General features: G+C 57.3%; 18 protein-coding genes. 9 read left to right on the forward strand and 9 right to left on the reverse strand.

Annotated features, from left to right (window positions below):
• From CFT68_RS09185 to CFT68_RS09205, 5 genes are all read right to left on the reverse strand, one after another.
• On the reverse strand, nt 1-1,689 hold the full coding sequence (locus tag CFT68_RS09185) for a sodium:solute symporter (protein ID WP_088843136.1): 1,689 nt from the start codon (nt 1,687-1,689) through the stop codon (nt 1-3).
• The gene (locus CFT68_RS21795; protein WP_170934654.1) at nt 1,686-1,844 is read right to left on the reverse strand and encodes a hypothetical protein; all 159 of its coding nucleotides are present in this window, start codon (nt 1,842-1,844) and stop codon (nt 1,686-1,688) included. The genes CFT68_RS09185 and CFT68_RS21795 overlap by 4 nt, the downstream gene beginning before the upstream one ends.
• A 41-nt stretch (nt 1,845-1,885) precedes the next feature.
• The gene (locus tag CFT68_RS09195; protein ID WP_088843138.1) at nt 1,886-2,518 is read right to left on the reverse strand and encodes a phosphatase PAP2 family protein; all 633 of its coding nucleotides are present in this window, start codon (nt 2,516-2,518) and stop codon (nt 1,886-1,888) included.
• Between the two features lie 222 nt (nt 2,519-2,740).
• Nucleotides 2,741-5,275 (reverse strand): PIG-L family deacetylase, encoded by a 2,535-nt coding sequence (locus tag CFT68_RS09200; protein ID WP_088843139.1) that lies wholly within the window; start codon nt 5,273-5,275, stop codon nt 2,741-2,743.
• 320 nt (nt 5,276-5,595) lie between these two features.
• On the reverse strand, nt 5,596-6,270 hold the full coding sequence (locus tag CFT68_RS09205; RefSeq protein ID WP_088843140.1) for a carbonic anhydrase: 675 nt from the start codon (nt 6,268-6,270) through the stop codon (nt 5,596-5,598).
• Between the two features lie 287 nt (nt 6,271-6,557).
• Between CFT68_RS09205 and CFT68_RS09210 the strand changes: the two genes are divergently transcribed.
• Both CFT68_RS09210 and CFT68_RS09215 read left to right on the forward strand, forming a co-directional pair.
• Nucleotides 6,558-8,201, forward strand: coding sequence for a S8 family peptidase (locus tag CFT68_RS09210; RefSeq protein WP_088843141.1), 1,644 nt, complete (start codon nt 6,558-6,560; stop codon nt 8,199-8,201).
• A 172-nt stretch (nt 8,202-8,373) separates the two neighbouring features.
• The gene (locus CFT68_RS09215) at nt 8,374-10,248 is read left to right on the forward strand and encodes a T9SS type A sorting domain-containing protein (RefSeq protein WP_088843142.1); all 1,875 of its coding nucleotides are present in this window, start codon (nt 8,374-8,376) and stop codon (nt 10,246-10,248) included.
• Nucleotides 10,249-10,354: 106 nt separating this feature from the next.
• Here the strand turns inward: CFT68_RS09215 and CFT68_RS09220 are convergent, their stop codons facing one another.
• A complete protein-coding gene (locus CFT68_RS09220; protein WP_088843143.1) occupies nt 10,355-11,623 on the reverse strand; it encodes a cation:proton antiporter in 1,269 nt (422 codons plus the stop codon).
• Nucleotides 11,624-11,925: 302 nt separating this feature from the next.
• Between CFT68_RS09220 and CFT68_RS09225 the strand changes: the two genes are divergently transcribed.
• The 3 genes from CFT68_RS09225 to CFT68_RS09235 all read left to right on the forward strand — a co-directional run bounded on the left by CFT68_RS09225 (nt 11,926) and on the right by CFT68_RS09235 (nt 14,479).
• Nucleotides 11,926-12,738 (forward strand): DUF547 domain-containing protein, encoded by an 813-nt coding sequence (locus CFT68_RS09225; RefSeq protein WP_088843144.1) that lies wholly within the window; start codon nt 11,926-11,928, stop codon nt 12,736-12,738.
• Between the two features lie 116 nt (nt 12,739-12,854).
• A complete protein-coding gene (locus CFT68_RS09230) occupies nt 12,855-13,673 on the forward strand; it encodes an MOSC domain-containing protein (RefSeq protein ID WP_088843145.1) in 819 nt (272 codons plus the stop codon).
• Nucleotides 13,674-13,807: 134 nt separating this feature from the next.
• On the forward strand, nt 13,808-14,479 hold the full coding sequence (locus CFT68_RS09235) for a DUF2461 domain-containing protein (protein WP_088843146.1): 672 nt from the start codon (nt 13,808-13,810) through the stop codon (nt 14,477-14,479).
• A gap of 268 nt (nt 14,480-14,747) precedes the next feature.
• Here CFT68_RS09235 and CFT68_RS09240 read toward each other — a convergent pair whose 3' ends face one another.
• Nucleotides 14,748-15,371 carry a deoxynucleoside kinase gene (locus CFT68_RS09240; RefSeq protein WP_088843147.1) on the reverse strand — a complete coding sequence of 208 codons (624 nt, stop codon included), beginning with the start codon at nt 15,369-15,371 and terminating at the stop codon, nt 14,748-14,750.
• 158 nt (nt 15,372-15,529) lie between these two features.
• Here CFT68_RS09240 and CFT68_RS09245 point away from each other — a divergent pair, with 158 nt between their 5' ends.
• Complete coding sequence (locus tag CFT68_RS09245; RefSeq protein ID WP_088843148.1) at nt 15,530-16,003, forward strand: hypothetical protein; 474 nt, start codon at nt 15,530-15,532, stop codon at nt 16,001-16,003.
• A 91-nt stretch (nt 16,004-16,094) separates the two neighbouring features.
• On the opposite strand, the gene CFT68_RS09250 is transcribed toward CFT68_RS09245, so the two are convergent.
• Nucleotides 16,095-16,751 carry a hypothetical protein gene (locus CFT68_RS09250; protein WP_088843149.1) on the reverse strand — a complete coding sequence of 219 codons (657 nt, stop codon included), beginning with the start codon at nt 16,749-16,751 and terminating at the stop codon, nt 16,095-16,097.
• A gap of 145 nt (nt 16,752-16,896) precedes the next feature.
• Between CFT68_RS09250 and CFT68_RS09255 the strand changes: the two genes are divergently transcribed.
• Nucleotides 16,897-17,412 carry a GNAT family N-acetyltransferase gene (locus CFT68_RS09255; RefSeq protein ID WP_088843150.1) on the forward strand — a complete coding sequence of 172 codons (516 nt, stop codon included), beginning with the start codon at nt 16,897-16,899 and terminating at the stop codon, nt 17,410-17,412.
• Nucleotides 17,413-17,580: 168 nt separating this feature from the next.
• Nucleotides 17,581-17,856 carry a CDGSH iron-sulfur domain-containing protein gene (locus tag CFT68_RS09260; RefSeq protein WP_088843151.1) on the forward strand — a complete coding sequence of 92 codons (276 nt, stop codon included), beginning with the start codon at nt 17,581-17,583 and terminating at the stop codon, nt 17,854-17,856.
• A gap of 221 nt (nt 17,857-18,077) precedes the next feature.
• On the opposite strand, the gene CFT68_RS09265 is transcribed toward CFT68_RS09260, so the two are convergent.
• Nucleotides 18,078-18,338: an acyl-CoA-binding protein gene (locus tag CFT68_RS09265; protein ID WP_088843152.1), complete on the reverse strand. Its 261-nt coding sequence runs from the start codon at nt 18,336-18,338 to the stop codon at nt 18,078-18,080.
• A gap of 159 nt (nt 18,339-18,497) precedes the next feature.
• Here CFT68_RS09265 and CFT68_RS09270 point away from each other — a divergent pair, with 159 nt between their 5' ends.
• Nucleotides 18,498-19,802, forward strand: coding sequence for a metal-dependent hydrolase family protein (locus tag CFT68_RS09270; RefSeq protein WP_170934744.1), 1,305 nt, complete (start codon nt 18,498-18,500; stop codon nt 19,800-19,802).
• The last annotated feature ends 78 nt before the right edge of the window (nt 19,803-19,880 follow it).

Below are 19,880 nucleotides of genomic sequence, written 5' to 3' on the forward strand. Positions count from 1 at the left end.
TCAGGCTGCCTGCTTTCGCTCCTTCGGCAGCACCAAACACCCCAGCACCACCAGTACGCACCCGATGATGTTGAACCAGAGGTAGCCGATATCGGTGCGCCAGAAGAGCAGCAACACCGCAATCTGGGCCACTACCGCCGACCAGAACACCGCTCTGCCGCCCACAGATTTCATAAAAAAAGCCACCACAAAAATCCCCAGCATGGTGCCGTAAAACAGGGAGCCAAGGATGTTCACAGCCTGAATCAGGTTTTCGAGCTGCGCCGCGAAGGTGGCAAAGCCGATGCCCACCACGCCCCACCCGACCGAGGCCAAACGGGAGGCGCGCACATAGTGGCGCTCTGCCAGACCTGGCCTAGCCGGCTGGTACAGATCAATAATAGTAGTTGAAGCCAGTGCGTTGAGTCCGCCAGCTGCGCTGCTCATGGCCGCCGATAGCACCACGGCAATCAACAGGCCTACGAACCCGTGCGGTAAATATTTCAGCACGAAAGTCAGGAAAACGTAGTCGGTGTCTTTGGCCTCGGCGGTGGGCACGGCTTGTTTCAGCAGCTTCTGCGCTTCTGCGCGTAGGCCACTGCTGGCGGCATCGGTGGCCTGCAGGCGAGTTTGGGCGGCGGCAACCTGGGCCTCATTGCCGGTGCGCAGGGCTTGCACCAGACCCGTTGTGGCTTCGCGGCGGGCTTCGAACAGAACAGTATGCTGCTGCTCCAGCTGCCGGAGCGCCGGACCATAGGTGGCGGAGCGCGCCACTTGCTTTTGCACCGGTCGGTTAAAGGTGAGCGGCGGCGCATTGAACTGATAAAACACGAACAGGAGCACCCCAATCAGCAGAATTCCGAACTGCATGGGCACCTTCACAAGGCCGTTCATCAGCAGGCCCAAGCGGCTTTCCGTGACGCTGCGGCCGGCCAGGTAGCGCTGCACCTGGCTTTGGTCGGTGCCGAAGTACGATAGGGCTAGGAACAGCCCGCCCGTCATGCCCGACCAGAAATTGTAGCGGTCTTTGGGGTCGAAGTGAAAATCGACGAGGTTGAGTTTGCCGCGGTGCCCCGCCACCTGCATGGCTTCGGTAAAGCCAATATCGTCGGGCAGATAATGGACCAGCAGGTAGCCTGCAACCGCCATGCCTGTGAAAATAACGGCTACCTGCCACTGCTGCGTAACGGCCACGGCGCGGGTGCCGCCCGCCACTGTATAGCTGATCATTAGCCCCCCAATCAGCCAGACGGTGAGGTGCACGTTCCAGCCCAGAATGGCCGATAGCACCAGCGCCGGCGCGTACAGGGAAAGCCCGTTGCTGAGGCCACGCTGCACCAGAAATAGGCCCGCCGCCAGCGTGCGGGTGCGCCTATCGAAGCGGCCTTCCAGGTACTCGTAGGCCGTAAATACTTTGAGCCGATGGTAGATGGGCACCGCGAAAATGGCAATCAGGACCATGGCCACGGGTAGGCCGAAGTAGAACTGAATGAAGCGCATCCCGTCGTCGTAGGCCTGCCCCGGCGTGCTCAGGAAGGTGATAGCTGAGGCCTGGGTGGCGATGATGCTCAGCCCGATGCCCCACCAGCGGGCCTGCCGGTCGCCGAGCAGGTAGCTGTCCATGGTGTGCTGGCCGCGGGTGCGCCAGGTGCCGTAGCCCACAATAAACGCCAGCGTTCCGCCCAGCACCAGCCAGTCTAATAAGCTCATGCAAACAGACGGGTGAGGTAGGTGAAGAAGGCTACCTCGGCGGCCAGTGCCCCCAGCACCAGCCAGTACCAGGCCCGCCACGAAGGCAGCAAAGGTGGGGCCGGCTCAGCGGCTGGGTGTGGGCTTTCGGTAGAGTGGGCGGGGTGGTTGGGCACAAGCGGGCGGGTTGGGTACGCAAGAGGCAACAAATACGCCGCTAAGTTGCATCAGGAGCCGCAGAAACCAACTCGCGCCGCAGGCTTGGCCGCAGCCACCAAGTCCCGATTTCAAAGAGGCAAATAAGCGTCACTGCCAGATATACGGCGGCCACCACATCGCTGAGCCAATGCTGTTCCAAAACCACTCGCCCCAAACCTACCAATCCTGCCACAACGAGCAGCCAGGGCCGTAACTTCGGAAACCGCATGGCCAGCGGCAACAGCATGCCTGCCACGGAGGCGGTGTGCCCCGACGGAAAAGCATCGTACTGGCCTAGAGGCTGCCAAAAAGCTGCATCCGGGGCCGTGTGCAACCATAGTACCTCGGGCCGCGGCCGGTTGAAAACCAGCTTCAAAATATTGCCCAAGCCCTCACTGCCCACCCAAGCCAGCAGCACCACCAGCCAGATAGTGGCATGTCGCCAGCGTAGTATCCAAGACCCTAGAAATAGTAGCGGCAATAGCAGCCAGCCCCACGGCAGGCCTAGCGGACTGGCTGCGTGCGTAACAAACCCGAGATAATCGGTGACCGACATTACACCTTCAAAGAAGCCCTGCATTGGTTGCTGGTTATGCACAAACAACGCAAGCGGCCCATCAAGCAGCCAGATGGACAGCAACGTGAGCGGCACAAGAAGTACAGTAGCAAATAGGTAAAGTCTCAGGTAATAGCGCACAGATATAGCGAGGTGGTTTACGTATTGCGAGACCTCAGATTAATACGTCATCCTGAGAGAAGCGAGGGATCTTATCCCGCGTGAACGACTGGCCTAGCGCCTCGGGCTAACGTGAGAAGATCCTTCGCTGCACTCAGGATGACGTGCTTTTGTATTCTTTGGTACCATCAGACGACTCTACTTACCCAGCGACACCATGTTGGTGAGCAGACGGTAGGCACCGGGTACGCCCGCTGGGAGCTCCCGAAACAGCGAGAGGCCCGTGTAGATGTAATGGCCTTTGCCGTAGTCGGCGACGAGGATGGCGCTTTCCTTGGCGGTTTCGTTGGGGTCGTGGGAGCTGAAGACGGTTTTGTACTTGGCATCCCAGGCGCTCGGATAGTAGAGGCCCTGCTCTTGCACCCAGCCTTCAAAATCCTTGGCGGTGATTTTGTTGGGCGTGTTCAACAATGGCTGGCTGGGGTTGAGGAACGTGATAGCGGCGTTTTCCACCGTTACCCGGTCGTTGCTGAGTGTGAGCGGGTACGGACCGATTTGCGGTAGTACGGTGCCGCGGTTCACCACGTACTGCACCACCATGTTGCCGCCGTTTTCTACGTAGCGCAGCAGAGTGGGCTGCAGAGTCTTGAGGCGGTCGAGGGTGTTGTAGGCCCGCACGCCCAGCACCACGGCATCGAAGCGGCGCAGGTTTTGGTCTGTAATGTCTTCGGGCTTTAGCAGTGTTACGTTGTAGCCGATCTGGCGCAGCGCGTCGGGCACCTCGTCGCCCGCACCCATGAGGTAGCCGATTTCCTGGCCTTTGCGCTTGAGGTCCAGCTTAACCAGCGGAGCTACGGCTTCGGGGAAAAGGATCTGGGTCGGGATATGGCTGTACTCGATGGCCTGGTAGCCACGTGAGTACTGCTGGCCCTCCACAGTTGCCACGGCCCGCACCTCGGTTTTGCCCTCCACCGCGCCCGCACCAGGCTGCACCCGGAACTGCACAGTTTGCTCAGCGTCCTTGGAGGCAATATCGAAGTTGAAGCTGGCCGGCTCCGATTTCCAGCCTTTCGGCAATGTGAGAGCCACCGAGCCTTTCACGCCCGCCTTTCCAGCGCGCAAGGTCACTGGAATGGTTTTAGGTGAATTATCGGCGAAGACGTATGCCCTTCCGCCGATGTTCACAGCCACGGGCGGCACTATGGCAAGAGGCTGATATGATTCGCCAAGCACAGGGTCAGTATGCTTGTAGCGGATTTCAACTATATCACTAAACTTTTCACCGGCGACTTCACCAGTGAGGTATACGTAAGGACTAGCACTTTCCGCTTTTCCCCGTTCAAGCTGGCTTTCAACTGTGTACATTCCTATACTATTGGGCTGCCTCAGCCAATAGGGTTGTGAGTTGTTAATCCATTCTGAGTTTTGCTGCTTATTTGCAAATGTCCCTTGCCGCTTGATTGAAACTGATTGAAATGGCTTGACTATTTGATTCAAGACAGTGTCACCACCGAAATCGGTACTTGAAATCCGACTTATAGTAATAGGGATGCTTGATCGATTTATTACTTCCAGCCGATAAGGAAATCTTGCGTCATTAGACACAGCAGGCATATCAACTGTTACTTCCGTGTAAAGGCCTAGGCACGCCTTAATTAATTCTTCTACCTCATAGTGTTTCGCCACATCCCACGCCAAAGAAACATCAAACGGTCTTTTACCACTTCCCCCCAATAACTTAATAGCTGCCCGCACTTTCAACAGCCCTGCTACACTCGCCGATGGATTTGCCGGGTCGTACTTGCGAATAACCTCGTCAATCAGCTTGCCCACAGTCGCGCCGCCGGGCACGCGGTTCCAGGTCATATCAACACCCTCGAAAGGGTCGGACTTGGGCTTGTCACCTTTCACGTATTGCAGATATTCTAGGGCCTCGCCACGTGTTGCTGATGATCCGAACCCTTGGCTTCTGTGTTGGGAACGGCTGCGGGCGGCAATTTCGCCGTAGCTCTGGCCTAGCAATGGGTTATAGCCACCGGCATCCACTTTCAGGTAGCCACTCATATCCTCGCCCTGCTTTACGAAGAAGCTGCCGGTGTTCCAGAGCAGGCGCTTGGGTTGCCAGGGCTGCACGTATTTCAGTTGCTCGGGGAAGCGCTTGGGGTCACCGGCGGCATCAAATGCTTCGGCGGCCAGGATGGCGCTGGCGGCGTGGTGGCCGTGGCCGGCGCGGGTATCAGGCGGGAAGCGCGTGATGAGCACATCGGGCCGGCGCTGCCGGATCACCCACACCATATCGGAGAGCACCTGCTCCTTATCCCAGATAGTGAAGGTCTCGTCGGAGGTTTTCGAGAAGCCGAAGTCGTTGGCGCGTGTGAAGAACTGCTTGCCCCCATCAATGCGGCGGGCGGCCAGCAGTTCCTGCGTCCGGATGACGCCGAGCTGCTCGCGCAGCTCCGGGCCGATGAGGTTCTGGCCGCCGTCGCCGCGGGTGCAGCTGAGGTAGCCGGTTTCCAACAGGCGGCCATTGGCCATGTAGGCAATCAGGCGGGTGTTTTCATCGTCGGGGTGGGCGGCCATGTAGAGCACCGAGCCCAGCACGTTGAGCTTCTTGAGGCCCAGCAGAATTTCCGAAGAAGAATACAATTTAGGAGCCTGAGCGGCGGCCGGAACGGCGGGGAGCAATGGTAGAACCGCCAGCAACAGGGCGGCCCGAAAAGAGCGAAAGCGCATTGGTCGAAATCAGAGGTAGAGCAGGGCAGTAAAGATACAGGCCTAGCCGGGAGGTTGCAGAACCACCGAAACTCAGAACTGTTGCGGAAAGGCTATGAGGACTGCAGCCAAAAGAAACGTCATGCTTGATCTGGCGTCCGCAGAGTCGAAGAATCTATACTGCTTCCCAGGCTAGTTGAGTAGCCAGAGGCAGAGATGCTTCGACTCTGCGGACGCCAGATCAAGCATGACGGTCAATTGGTTAGCAAGTATACATACCCTAGGCCACTCCCAACCAATATCAGCGCTTCTCAAAGTGGCCTAGCGCTTCGTTTACAAGCTTAGCCAGCCGCTGGCCCAGCCGGGGTTTGCCAGGCTGGGTCTTTGCTGAGGTCGTAGATTTCCTGGATATCGTGCAGGATGTGCTCGAAGTCTAGGTTCAGGTCTTTCAGCAAGCCTGTTTTGAGGTCGAATACCCAACCGTGCACCGTGGGGTAGCCCTTCTGCAGGTACATCTGCTGCACCACTGCCGTTTTAATCACGTTTACGCACTGTTCCTGCACGTTCAGCTCTACCAGCCGGTCGTAGCGGGCCGTCGTGTCTTCGATGGCATCCAGCTCTGTGTGGTGCAAGCGGTACACGTCGCGGATGTTGCGCAGCCAGGGGTTGAGCAAGCCCAGGTCCTGGGCCTGCATGGCGTGCTTTACCCCTCCGCAGCCGTAGTGTCCGCACACCACAATGTGCTTTACGTGGAGGTGGCGCACGGCGTACTCAATTACCGACATGGCGTTGAGGTCGATGTTATTCACCAGGTTCGCAATGTTGCGGTGCACAAATACGTCGCCTGGGGCCACGCCCATTAGCTCCTCGGCCGTCACGCGACTGTCACTGCACCCGATGTAGAGGTAGTCAGGCTCCTGATCGGCCGCCAGAGCCGTCAGAAAGTCTGGGCCAGCTGCCGCGTGCTTGGCAATCCATTGGCGGTTGTTCTCGAAAATTTTAGCGTAGGTGGGCATACTGGACAGGGGTTATGAGGGGAAGAATCGAAGGCGAAATCTACATAAGGCGCTTCACATAGCACTCTAGGCACTAGTTAGCAGGTGTACGGCATTCCTGAAAACCGGCCTTATTTGTGCAGTGCCTAGCTACACTTTCGGCTACATCTGGGCCGTATGCGTGCGTCCGGAGTGGCCTAGCCGGTGTCTATGGAGTACGCTTCTGTGCCGGTATCAGTAGATCCTAGCCCGGCTTCGTACACCTTCGTATAGGTCGTTTTACTTTTCTGTCAGCGTCTTCTTTCTGCATGTCCATTCCCCTCTCTTTCCGGTTGCGCCTTGCGGCGCTAGGCCTGTTGCTCCCTACTCTGGCTTCGGCCCAGACGGTTACCGCACCTGCTCCCCCATCGGCCGTAACTCTTGCCGGCCCACAGTGGTATTTGCTTGATCCGCAGAAGGATGGCGTGATGGGTGTGAGTGCCCTGCGCGCCTACGCGGAGCTGTTGCAAGGCCGCACTTCCACGCCCGTAACGGTGGCTATTATTGATGCCGGTATCGATACGGCGCACACCGATTTGAAACGCCTGCTGTGGCGCAATACCAAAGAAATTGCCGGCAATGGCCAAGACGACGACCAGAACGGCTATGTAGATGATGTGCACGGCTGGAGCTTCTTGGGTGGCCCCGATGGCCGCAACGTGGATATCGACACCTACGAGGACACGCGGGTGCTGGCCCGTTTGCAGCCCCGTTTCCAGGGGAAAACCCGCGCCACCGTGCCCGCCGCCCAGCGTGCCGACTACGACCTTTACCTGAAGGCGAAAAAGACTTACGACGAGAAAGTAAAGGAGAACACGCAGCGCCTAAAGGAAATTGGAGAGGCCTACACCGAGAACCAGCAGGGTGCCGAAGCCGTGAAGCAGGCCCTCAAGGTGAGCAGCCTTGATACGGCCACCCTGCACCACCCTCCTACCCAGGACCCCGAGCTGCTGGCCGTTACAAACGGCCTCTACCAGAACCTGAAGCAGGCAGGCTACCCCTCGTTGGAAGCCGTGCTGGCTGAAATCAAGGAAGCCCTCACCGACACCAAAAACCAGCTCGACTACAGCCTCAACCTGAAGTTTGATCCACGCGGTGTGGTGCAAGACCACCCCAACGATGTGAAGGAGCGTCGCTATGGCAACAAGGACCTCTACGGCCCCGAGCCCAGCCACGGCACGCACGTAGCCGGCATCATTGGCGCCGACCGCACGAATGCGCTGGGCATACTGGGCCTGGCCGACAACGTTCGCCTGATGGCCGTGCGTGCCGTACCCAACGGCGATGAGCGCGACAAAGATGTGGCCAACGCCATTCGGTACGCGGTGGACAACGGGGCGAGCATCATTAACATGAGCTTCGGTAAATACTACTCGCCTCAGCGGCCGGTGGTAGAAGAAGCCATCCGATACGCGGGCACCAAGGGCGTACTGCTGGTGCATTCGGCAGGCAATGAAAGCAAAAACATGGACCAGGAAACGCAATACCCGGCGCCGGTATTCCGCAACGGGCAGCGCATTCCGAATATGATTACGGTAGGCGCTTCCGCCCGCCAAAACAACGCCGACCTGGTGGCTGAGTTTTCTAACTATGGCCGCCACGCCGTAGACGTCTTCGCACCTGGCAACCAGATCTATTCCACGGTGCCGGGCAGCCTGTATGCCAACAAGAGCGGCACCAGTATGGCTGCCCCGGTAGTCACGGGTATAGCGGCCGTCCTGAAATCGTATTTCCCCACCCTCACCGCTACCCAGCTGAAAAGCATTATTCTGCAATCGGCGCAGCCTACCCATACGCAGGTACACCAGCCTGGCACCAAAAAGCTGCTGGATTTTCGGGAGCTTTCGGGGACGGGAGGCATCGTGAATTTGTACCGGGCCGTAGAGCTAGCGCAACGGCAAACGGCGCAGTAGCAACCTTACTGATCAACATTTTTGAAATCCGGCCTCCTCCTCAGGGGCCGGATTTCTGGCTTTAAGCGCCTCCATAAACTCGCCTCTAAACACATAATTAACTTTTTTATTCAAAAAAAAATTGGAATTAACATATTCATATTATCTTCGGATACACTAAACGTACTCGGCTATGGCACAGTTATACAAGCACTTAAAAGCCATATTTTGCTTGGTGGCTCTCGTATTCGGCTCTTACTATCAGGCTAGAGCTGATTATCCTCAAACTGATGGGAAAATATTCTACGTTGGGGGCACAGGAGGATCTGAATCTACTATCAGTGAATATGGCGCCATTGGCCAGAACTGGATTAGAAGCGGAGGCACCAATTGGCACATGACTTATGACGACACCTATTTATACATAGGTTTGGAGGGCGTTAGTAGTGCTACGCCAGTATTCCTCTATTTTGATGTGATTCCCGGTGGTATAACCAGTGCAACCGAAAATGGTGCTATACATTTGCCATTTGCCGCCGATGTAGCCGTTAGGATTGGGAGTGACCCTATAAGCAGCTCTATTCAGTTTGCTTCACAATCTGCAGGTAGTCAGGCATGGCTGGCTGGCGTAGCTCCTGCCTCAGCGGACATGGCAGCCCTTGGGGAGATACGCGAAATAAAGATCTTGTTGTCCAGTCTACCAGGTGGTAAACCAACTTCCTTTAATTGGGTAGGCTATCTAGGTGCTCCTGCCAGCAATCCAGCGCCATTTGAGAACCCCACTGGGATTCCAGACTACTCTTACTATTATAATGTAGCCCGAACAGGCAATACGGCACCGTTTCAGCGCCTGAGCTACACCTTAACAGCTACTTCACCATCCATCCCAACAGGCAAGTTCTATGACTATACAGTCAATAAACCTGGTCCAGCCCTGAATTTGGGGGGCGGGCTCACTATTGCGAACTCCTTTGTTATTCGAAATACAACGCTCAATACGGGCGCGAATACAATTACTCTAGAATCTGGCGCTATCATAGACGAGGAAGACAAAGTGAACGCGGCTACTAACGGCTACGTTATTGGTAAAGTCACCGCTACTTCCACTCTGAACGCTGCTGGCACGTTTCCTTTTGGCAATATGGGCCTGACGCTGCAGGTGCGGTCAGGAACAACAGTCACAACGTACCCAGGAAATACACTTGTGACTCGCTTAACGGGCAGTCCGTTCGTTAGTGGCAACGGCAATAAAACTGTCAGCAGGTTCTTTTTCATCGATCCAAGTGTCTTCAATGCTAGCGTAGGAATAACTATGACACTACACTATGCCCAGTCAGAACTGAATGCACTCCCGTCAGGTAGCCTTTCCTTCTTTAAAGCCACTTTACCACCTTCTATAACTATCGAGGGGGCCGCATTCTCAGAATTGGGCCGTGATAGGGGCACTGGTGCAAATGCTGGCGACAACACCGTGATTTTGAGTGGCATTGAACTGGAGGGCATCTGGACGCTAGCAGCCAAGGGAAAACCGCTGCCAGTAGAACTGGTGCAGTTTACGGGGCAATCAGAGGCAGATGCGGTGCGCCTGCGCTGGGCTACCGCTACCGAAACCAACAACAAAGGCTTTGAAGTACAGCGACAAACAGGTAAGGGTGACTGGAAAGCCCTCGGGTTTGTAGCGGGAAAGGGCTCTTCCAACCTGGGCGCCTCCTATGAGTACCTGGACCGCTCAGTAGGAGCCGGCGCGGCTTATTATCGGCTCGTTCAGACTGATTACGACGGCAAGACGGCCTATTCATCTGTGGTAGCCATACAGGTTAGCTTCGCGAAGCAGGCAGCTCTTTCGCTCTACCCCGTACCTACCAGCAGCATGCTGCACATCAGCGGCTCAGCAAAAGAGAGCAACACCGTGGAGATTTACAACAGCAAGGGCCAGCGCGTGCAGCATGAGGAGGTAGCGGACCTGCAAACCGGCATTTCGGTGGGCAACCTACCCGCTGGCCGCTACATGATACGCGTGGCAAGCGAAGGAAAAGCTCCGCAGAGCAGCCATTTCATCAAAGATTAAGCGCCTCCCCTCTTTTGGCAACCCTGAAATCAGCGGCGGGTGGCCTAGGCCACTTGTCGCTGATTTTGTTTTAACCTACGTCTGCGTAATTGCCTCTGCTGGTCTGCTAGGCCACTTCGGAGGACGTTGCGCTTTCGGCATCGAGGGGGCGATGCGTGCCGAAGAAGAGTTGGTAGAACCTCAGTATTCGGCGCTTTTCCAGCAGAAAGAACAAGGCTGTGCTGAGTACCGTGGTGGCCACAATCACGGCGAACGTGATGGTTTGGATGGTGCCGCCACCCGGCAGGCCGCGCTGGGCGGGCAGAGTAGCCAGTACAGCGGCGCCCAGTCCTTTGGGAATCATAATGCTCATCATGGCCATATCGAACTGGGGCGTGTCGCGGTCGGCGGCAGCCAGCACCACCGGAATGCGCACCACAAACAGCACCACCGCCATACCCACGCCCAGCGCAATCAGATAGCCATCATCGAGCACGATGGACAGGCCTACATACACGAAAAAGAACGTGCGCAGCAGAAACACAATTTCCGCAAAGAAGTCCTTCTCTACAGTCGTGAGCTCTGCGGGCCGGGCCGGCAGCACGCGCTGCAGCCAGCCACGGCGCAGCAAGGGCAGGTTGCCGACCGCAATACCGAAGAACAGCACCGCAATCGGCCCACTAAACTGGAGCAACTCTACCAAGCCATAGAGGATAAAGGCGAAGGCCGGAGTAGAAAACCGGGTTTTGAGCAGCGTAGGCACCCGGTTCAGGAGTACCAGCCACAAGTAGCCGCTCCCAACACCGGCCAGCACTGCCCCTACCAGAGCTACCAACAGCTGGCTCAGGAGCGTGGCCACATTGAAAGAAGCCCCCGCATAAAAACTGATCAGGGCAATAGGAATGGCCAGCGTGTACACGTCGCTGAAGGCCGATTCCATCACGAGGGTGGTGGCCGTTTGGGGCAGAATATTTACCTGCCGGGCCAGCGTTGTGACGACGGCCGAGGAAGTGCCGCCCAGGATGGAGCCCAGAATAACGGAGCTGAGAAAGTCCAGATCAGTCAGCCACTGAGCCAGGGCGGCTACTACCAGAGTAGTGACTACAAAGTTGATGGTGGTCAGCGAGATAGTGCCCCGCAGAGCGGAGCGAAGCTGCTCAAACCGAACTTCCAGCCCGCTTTCAAATAAGATAAATACCAGCACGAGGTTGGTAAATACGCGCCCTGCACGCCCGAATGCCGCCGGATCGATGAGGTGAAATACCGGCCCCAGCAGCATACCCACCACCAATAGGCCTACCACATCGGGCACGCGGGTGCGCTGGAAAAGCTGCGCTAGGTAGTGGCCTAGGAAGATGATAAAGCCGATTAGCACAATCAGTAGCGGCGTAGACATAAGCAGGGATTTATCGGGCACCGCCCGAGTAAAAAGCGAAGGCAACGAGGACGAATCTTCCGGCTAAAAACAAACATATTCCGCACTTCATCGGATTTACGCCGCTTTCCTCAAACTCAGCCTGGCGGCTTCTGTTGTGTTTGAGGTCATTCCGGCCAGCGGCTGACGCGGCTGCCGACGCTTAGCCTTGTGCTACGGACCCAGCCCCGTAACAGGCGTATTTCCTGGCGCCTCCATCAGGAGCCAAAGTGCGCCGTGCCTTCGGCAATCTTCCTCTGCCCATTGCCCGTATATTTTCTTCCATGACCAACGCACTACGCAAACTTTTCCGGTTGTCCCTGCCCTACCTGAGCCTGGCCACTTGCATACTCTCCGCAGCCGGTGCCTACGGCACGGGGCAGCACCGCCCAGCGCCCTCGGTAACGCTGAGTGCGGCAGCCTTCGACCACAGCGCTTTTGACCGTCTGCTGAAAAAGCACGTCAATGAAAAGGGCCTCGTCAATTACAAAGGTTTCCGGGCCGATGCCAAGGCGTTCGATCAGTATTTGGCCCAGCTGAGCAGCACCCCACCCGCGGCCTCCTGGAGCAAGCCGGAGCAGATGGCCTATTGGATAAACGCGTACAATGCCTACACCATTCGCCTGATTCTGAACCATTATCCGGTGAAGAGCATCAAGGATATCGGCTCCAGAATCAAGATTCCCTTCGTCACAACGCCCTGGGCGTCCGAGTTCTTCTCGATTGGCGGGAAGAAGATGAGCCTCGATGCTATCGAGCACGGAACTCTCCGCAAGAAATACGACGACCCGCGCATTCATTTTGCCTTGGTTTGCGCTTCCATTTCGTGCCCACGCCTGCGCAACGAGGCCTACACGGCCGCTAAGCTCGACAGCCAGCTCGACGATCAGGGGCGGGACTTCCTGAATAACCCCGCTAAAAACAACATCAGCAAAACCAGCGCCCAGCTTTCCCGGTATTTTGATTGGTACAAAGGCGACTGGAATGAGAGCGGCCAGTCGGTGGTGAAGTGGGTGAACCGGTACGCCAACACGAAGATGAGCCCCGATGCGAAAATCACGTTTCTGGATTACAACTGGAATCTGAACGAGCAGTAACCGCAGGCCGGTGTGGCGACGCTTGTGTAGAGAAAATCAGCTTTTTTTCTGGCTGAAATAGTCCCTATGCTGCTGGCCGAGGCACTAGTTCTGCTTCTGGCTTCTACCTTTGAGGCATGGCGCTAGTTCTCTCCGACCTCTACATCTATCCGGTTAAATCCCTGGGCGGTATCCGCCTTACCGAAGCCCACATTAGTACACGCGGCCTGCGCCACGACCGACGCTGGCTGATTGTGAATGAGCGCAATCAGTTTATGACGCAGCGGCAAACCGCCGCCATGGCCCACCTCAAGGTAGAGCCCGCCTTCAACGGCTTTTTACTCCGCCACAACCAGCGCCCCGATCTGCTGCCGCTGTTTGTGCCCTTTGAAGCCACGCCGGAAAAAACCCTGTTCGTGACCATCTGGGATGATATGGTGTTTGCCTGGCGGGCCTGCCCCGATTGCGACGAGTGGCTTTCGGATGCGCTAGGCCAGCCGTGCAAGCTGGTGTATATGTCGGATATGGTGCGGCGCGATGTGGAGCCTGAGTTGAACCCCGGCAACAAGCTGGTGAGCTTCGCCGATGGCTACCCCTATCTGCTGGTGGGCAAGAACTCGCTGGCTGAGCTGAATACGCGGCTGGTGGAGCCCGTAGGCATGGAGCGGTTTCGGCCCAATTTGGTGTTCAGCGGCGGCGAGGCCTTCGAGGAAGACACCTGGCACGAGTTCCGGATTGGCGACGCAGCGTTTCGGGCGGTGCGGGCCTGCGGACGGTGCATATTCACAACCATTGATCAGAAAACGGCCCAGAAACATCCGCTGAAAGAGCCGCTGCGCACCCTGGCGAGCTACCGCACCCACGATGGCAGTATCATGTTCGGGCAGAATGTAACGGGGCCAGCCAGCGGCCTGCTGCGCCTCGGCGATACTGTTTCGGTAAGCAGCTACAAATAGCCAGGCGGGTGGCCTAGGCCACTACCAACCCCGCCGCGAGCTGCCCGTACTGCAAACCCAGTGCGGGCAGACGTGTTTATATACGCGCTCCGCTTCGTGCTGCGCTAGGCCACTCCCCGACTCTCCTTTACCCTATGCCGCTAGATTTCATTCTGTCCTTCCTGCGCGATTTGGCCGCCAACAACAGCAAAGCCTGGATGGACGAGCACCGCGCCGACTACCACCGTGCCCGCGCCGAGTACACGGCCTTCGTAGCCGACCTCATCAAAGGCGCCCAGCAGTTTGAGCCGAACCTGCTAGGGCTTACGCCGCAGGACGTGATGTTTCGGATCAATAAAAACGACCGGTTTCAGCAGAGCGACGAGCCCTACAAGCGCCACATGGGTGCGGGCATCAAGCGCGGCGGGCGGCACGCATCGTGGGCGGGCTTCTTTGTAGCCCTGCAGCCCGGCGGCGAAACCTACGTGGGAGCAGGCCGCTGGATGCCCGAGCCGGAGCAGCTGGCCCGCATCCGCCAGGAAATCCATTATAACCCCACTGAGTTTCATACCCTGCGCCAAAGCCCGGAACTGCTCCAGCACTTCCCGAGTGGCCTAGACATGACCCAGACCCTCAAAACCGCCCCCAAAGGCTACGACCGCACCGACCCCGACATCGAGTGGCTGCGCCTGAAGAGCTATTTCGTGTGGCAGGGCTTCTCCGATAAAGAAGTCCTACGCCCCGATTTCCCAAGCCGCGTGCTGGCCGCCTGGCAAGCCGCGCTGCCCTTCGTGCAATTCCTCAACGAGGCGATGCAGCCGGAGTAGAAGGTGAACTTGTGAACCTGTGAAGGGGTGAGGTTGCTGTGCGAGTGGCTTAGACTGTCATGGCGAGGAGGCACGACGACGCCATCTTTTCTTTTTCTGGCGTGAACTGTTGATGCATGCAAAAGCCCTTACTACCGCGTGGTAGTAAGGGCTTTTCAGTTTCATCTCATGCTGTGCTTACGACAAGGAAAGATGGCGTCGTCGTGCCTCCTCGCCATGACAGTCTAGGCCACTCGCACAGCAACCTCACCCCTTCACAAGTTCACCGCTAAAACAGACCGAACAGCGTGTTGTTGAGCTTGTCAATAATCACGCTCAGGTCCTCGGGGTTGTTCACGTAGTCGAGGTTGTTGACGTCCACGATGAGCAGCTTGCCGTGATTGTAGTGGCTGATCCACTGCTCGTAGTGCTCGTTGAGGTTCTTGAGATACTCAATCTTGATGTTGTTCTCGTAGTCGCGGTTGCGGCGCTCAATCTGCTGCACCAGCTTGGGCAGATCGGCGCGCAGGTACAGCAGCAAGTCCGGCGGGTCTACCATGCTGATCATCGACTCGAACAGATTCAGGTAGTTCTGGTAGTCACGCTCCGTCATGAGGCTCGACTGGTGCAGGTTGGCCGCGAAGATGTGGGCATCCTCGTAGATGGTGCGGTCCTGAATGACGCCTTTGTGGGCGCTCTGCAGCTTCTTGATGTGCTGGGTCTGGCGGAAGCGGCTGTTGAGAAAATAGACCTGCAGATGAAACGCCCAGCGGGGCATATCATCATAAAAATCCTTCAGATACGGATTGTGGTCGACATCTTCCAGGAAGACCTGCCAGTTGAAATGATGCGCCAGCTTATTAGCCAGCGTAGTTTTGCCAGCACCAATGTTGCCGACGATTGCAATGTGCATGAGAGGAGCGCGGAAATTTTCGAGAGATACGGCAGAGCCAGAAACTGCAAAAGTAAGGGAACCGCGCTTACAAACGACCAAGATTCTAGCAGCAGAATGACTATATTAGGTAGTTCCTGCTCAGCACTTTCTGCTCTCTCCACAACCAGCCTCCCCCTATGAGTTCTGTTCACTTCCAAAGCCTGGGTACCTTGTTCGATGAACACGGCTCGCACCTGGTAGATATTGAGTACGCATCGGCCCAAGGTGTACTGCGGGTGCAGTGGTTCGGCAACATCACGGGCCGCGAGGTGATTTATGTGGCGGAGGAGTTCGTTAAGCTACAAAAGCAGCTGCATGCGCCCTTTCTACTCAATGATAAAAGCCAAGCCACCGGCGACTGGGTAGAGGCCATGGAGTGGCTGGAGTATGAGTGGTTGCCGCAGGCCATAACGGGGGGCTTGCAGGCAGTGGCCTACGTCTTCTCGCCGGAGTTGGGCAACCAGTTTGCCAGTGTCGAGTTTGCCGAACGCGTCAGCCAACACATTCCCATCAAGTTATTTTACGATGTGCCGTCGGCCTGGCAATGGCTGCGGGGGCAGGCCCGTACCAAGCGCCCCGCCAGCAACCCTCTCCCGCCCCGACAGGCCTAGGCCACCTTTTCTGCACACAAAACTCCCCGATCTTTTCCCTCGTTCCGGAGGCAAAAGATCGGGGAGTTGGTTTGGCGGCAGCCGGTATTGTTTACTGCTCGTTGATGGCGTCTTTTACGTTGCGAGCCTTTTCCAGCGTACGGAACTCGCCCTGCAGGCTCCGGATGCGCAGGCGCTCTTCCAGCGGCAGCTGCGTACGCACTTGCTCGTAGCGGGCGTTCAAGTTGGTGAGCACGGCGCCGGCGGCGCTCCAGTCGGTGGCGGTCCAGTTCTTTTTCTGGTCGCGCATAGATTCTACCAAGCGCGCATACAGGTCGGGCAGCTCGGTAGGCCTAGCGCGGCTTATCACCACGTCTTCGCCCAAAAAGCGCTTCTGCGACTGGGCGGCCGTGGCTGGGCGGCGCGCTGCCTTATCAAGGCTGTCCTGCTTAATAGACCAGTTTTCGTAGCGCGTTTTCTGGGTGTCGTATTCTTTCTTGCCTTCTACCGTCAGGCTATCTACGGCCTTATCAATTCGCTTACTCTGGCGCTCAAACTCAGCGTTGAGGCGAGGTTTTTCGCGCTGGATATCGGCGGCCACGCGGTCTACCTTGTCGTTTACCCAGTCGCTGAAGATGTCCAGGTCGCGCTCTATGGCAGAGGCAGTGCTCGACTGGGTGCGCGGCTTGGTAGTCGTAGTCGTTTTCTGGGCTACGGCGGCAGACAGGGTGAGCAAACTAGTGGCTAAAACGAGCGGGATCTTTTTCATGGGAATGGGAATGCGTGAGCGGACGGGAAATAACGGATGCGGTAGGCCACCCCGTATGCCGTAGCTGGCAACTTCTGTCCCAAAAACGAGCCAAAACCGGATTTGGGTTCGGTTTTGCGCGAAATAATGCCGTTTTTTGCTGGCTATGTCAGCTTCCGCCGCCGCTCCTGTATCCATTCATTCCGCCACTCTGGCCGATATCCCGACGATTATCGGGCTGGCCGAAGCTACCTGGGAGCCGACCTACCGGTTTATCATTTCCAAGGAGCAAATCGACTATATGTACCGCGTTATCTACACGCCAGCCTCGCTGGAGCGGCAGATGACGGAGCAGGGCCACCAGTTCCTGCTGCTGCACGACGATGGCCAGCCGGGCGGCTTTGCTTCCTACTCTGCTAAGCCGGAAGCGGGCACGTATCATCTCAACAAAATCTATATCCTGCCCTCGCACCAGGGCAGGGGCTTTGGACAGCTCCTGATTCAGGCCGTAGAAGATGCCGTGCGCCAGGCCGGCGGCCAGGTGCTGGAGCTGAACGTGAACCGCCACAACCCCGCACTGGCATTCTATGAGCGCCAGGGCTTCCAGCGTCATCACGAGGAAGACATTGCCATCGGCCCCTACTGGATGAACGACTACGTCATGCGCAAAGAGCTGCGTTAAGCAATAAAGGCAAACTTGTGAAGTGGTGAAATTGGGAGTTAATGTTCATCAGGACCTACTTGCGCAAGTGGCGCGGCCTAGGCCAGTAGAACGTCAAACCCACCACCACACCATTTCACCGTCTCCCTCCTTTCCTCACAATTTCACCACTTCACCATTTCATCTTATATGGCCACCAAACTCACCGTCCTCAGCAATGGCTCCCTCCGCGTAGATGGCACCGATTTCGAACTTGTAGACGCTCAGGGCAACGCCTATGGCCTGGCTGGGCGCGAGCGGATCAGCATCTGCCGCTGCGGCCTTTCTGCCAACAAGCCTTTCTGCGACGGCTCCCACAAGGGCCACTTCGAGCACGATGCCAAGGCCTTCGATCTGCCAGCTCCGGCCGTTAAGCCCGTTACTCCTCCTGCCGCCCCCGACGCTGGCGCTGCTCCCCTGGCCTAGGCCTGTCTAGGCACATAAAAAGCCAACATAAAGGCCCGCTTCCTGGTGCAGGAAGCGGGCCTTTTTATGAGTGTCGAGCTGAGTCAAAGTACCTGTCATGCTGAGCTTGCCGAAGCATCTCTACCGCTTCGTAGGGCAGTTGGTTAGCACTGCGGTAGAGATGCTTCGGCAAGCTCAGCATGACGTTTTACTTATTGTGCTAAGCCGAGCACTTACGCCCCTTAGGCGCCCTGAAACAGGGAATCAACCAGGGCTACATATTCTTGGCGGGCTTCGGCCTGCGACTTGCCTTTCAGGGAAGCCCAGGCATCGTACTTGGCAATGGCTTTGAAGTCGAAGCCGCCGGGCCGGTCGCCGGAAACGTCGCTTTCGGTGGCTTGCTTGTAGAGGGCGTAGAGTTGCAGCAGAACCGTGTTAGAGGGCTTGCTGGGGAGCTGTTGCGCGCGTTGCGCGGCGGCTTCAAATTCTTCGGACGTAGCCATGGGCTGAGAGCAGGAAAACAGGTGAAGATGGTAATTAGAGGCAGTCCGGCCAGGCCGGGGCTGGAAGGTACGTAATCCGATGGAAGTAGGCTGCTTGCAGCGTTTATCTTCCGCGTATCTTACCCCTTCTGTTGATCCTCACTTCCCTCCTCTTCCCGTATGGCCAACCGTTTACGCCACTGTTTGTCCGCTCTTTTTCTTGGCAGCGCCTTACTGAGTGCTGCCCCTACCTGGGCACAAAAAACCTACCTGCACTGCGGACGCCTGCTGGACATGCGCCAGGACCGCGCCCAGTCTGAAATGACACTGGTAGTAGAGAAAGGCCGGGTGGTGGCCGTGGAAAAAGGCTATACCATGCCCACCGGCACTACCAACACGGTTATCGACCTGAAGAACCGCACCGTGCTGCCCGGCCTAATCGACTGCCATGTGCACCTGGAAGGCGAAACCAGCAAGGATAACTTCCTGCAGGAACTCACCCAAAACCCCGCCGATGTGGCCTTTGGCTCCCTCGACCACGCCCGCAAAACGCTGCTGGCCGGCTTCACAACCGTACGCGACCTGGGCGGCTCGGGCGTGAACATTGCGCTGCGCAATGCCATCAACAAGGGCCAGGTGGTAGGACCGCGCATTTTTACGGCGGGCAAGGCTATTTCGGGCACCGGCGGCCACATGGACCCCACAAATGGCTACCGCCAGGATTTGATGGGCATACCCGGCCCTAGCCAAGGCGTAGCCAACGGCCCCGACCAGTGCCGCCAAGCCGTGCGCGAGCAGTACAAGCGCGGCTCCGACCTGATCAAGATTGCCTCCACTGGAGGTGTGCTTTCCGTGGCCAAAGACGGTAGCAGCGCCCAAATGACGGAACTGGAAATACGCGCCATTGTAGAAACCGCCCGCGACCTGGGCCTGCAGGTGGCCTGCCACGCCCACGGCGCCGAAGGCATGAAACGCGCCATCAGGGCCGGGGTCAATAGCATCGAGCACGGTACCCTCATGGACGATGAGACGATGAAGCTGATGGTGAAAAACGGCACCTGGTACGTGCCCACCATCACGGCCGGCAAATCCGTGGCCGATTCGGCCAAGATTCCGAACTACTACCCGCCTCTGGTAACGCCCAAAGCCATCAGCATCGGGCCGAAGCTGCAGGGCACGTTTGGGCGCGCCTATAAGGCCGGGGTGAAGATTGCATTTGGCACCGATGCCTCGGTGTACCGCCATGGCGTGAATGCGCTGGAGTTCCAATACATGGTAGAGGCCGGCATGCCCGCCACCCAGGCGTTGCGCGCTGCCACCGTAAATGCGGCTTCGTTGCTAGGCCAGTCGGAGAACCTGGGTACGCTGGAGCCGGGCAAGCTTGCCGATATAGTGGCGGTGGAAGGCGACCCTACCCAGGATATTAAGGTGATGCAGCGCGTGCGTTTTGTGATGAAGCAGGGCACGGTGTATAAGCAGGAATAGGCCTAGGAGCTACTGTTCTGCTGACCTGTTTTCATAGCAGAACAGTAGCAACCTTGCCCGTAGTTGGGTGCGTATGCC

Origin of the sequence: Hymenobacter gelipurpurascens (assembly GCF_900187375.1) — a bacterium.
Lineage (GTDB): Bacteria > Bacteroidota > Bacteroidia > Cytophagales > Hymenobacteraceae > Hymenobacter > Hymenobacter gelipurpurascens.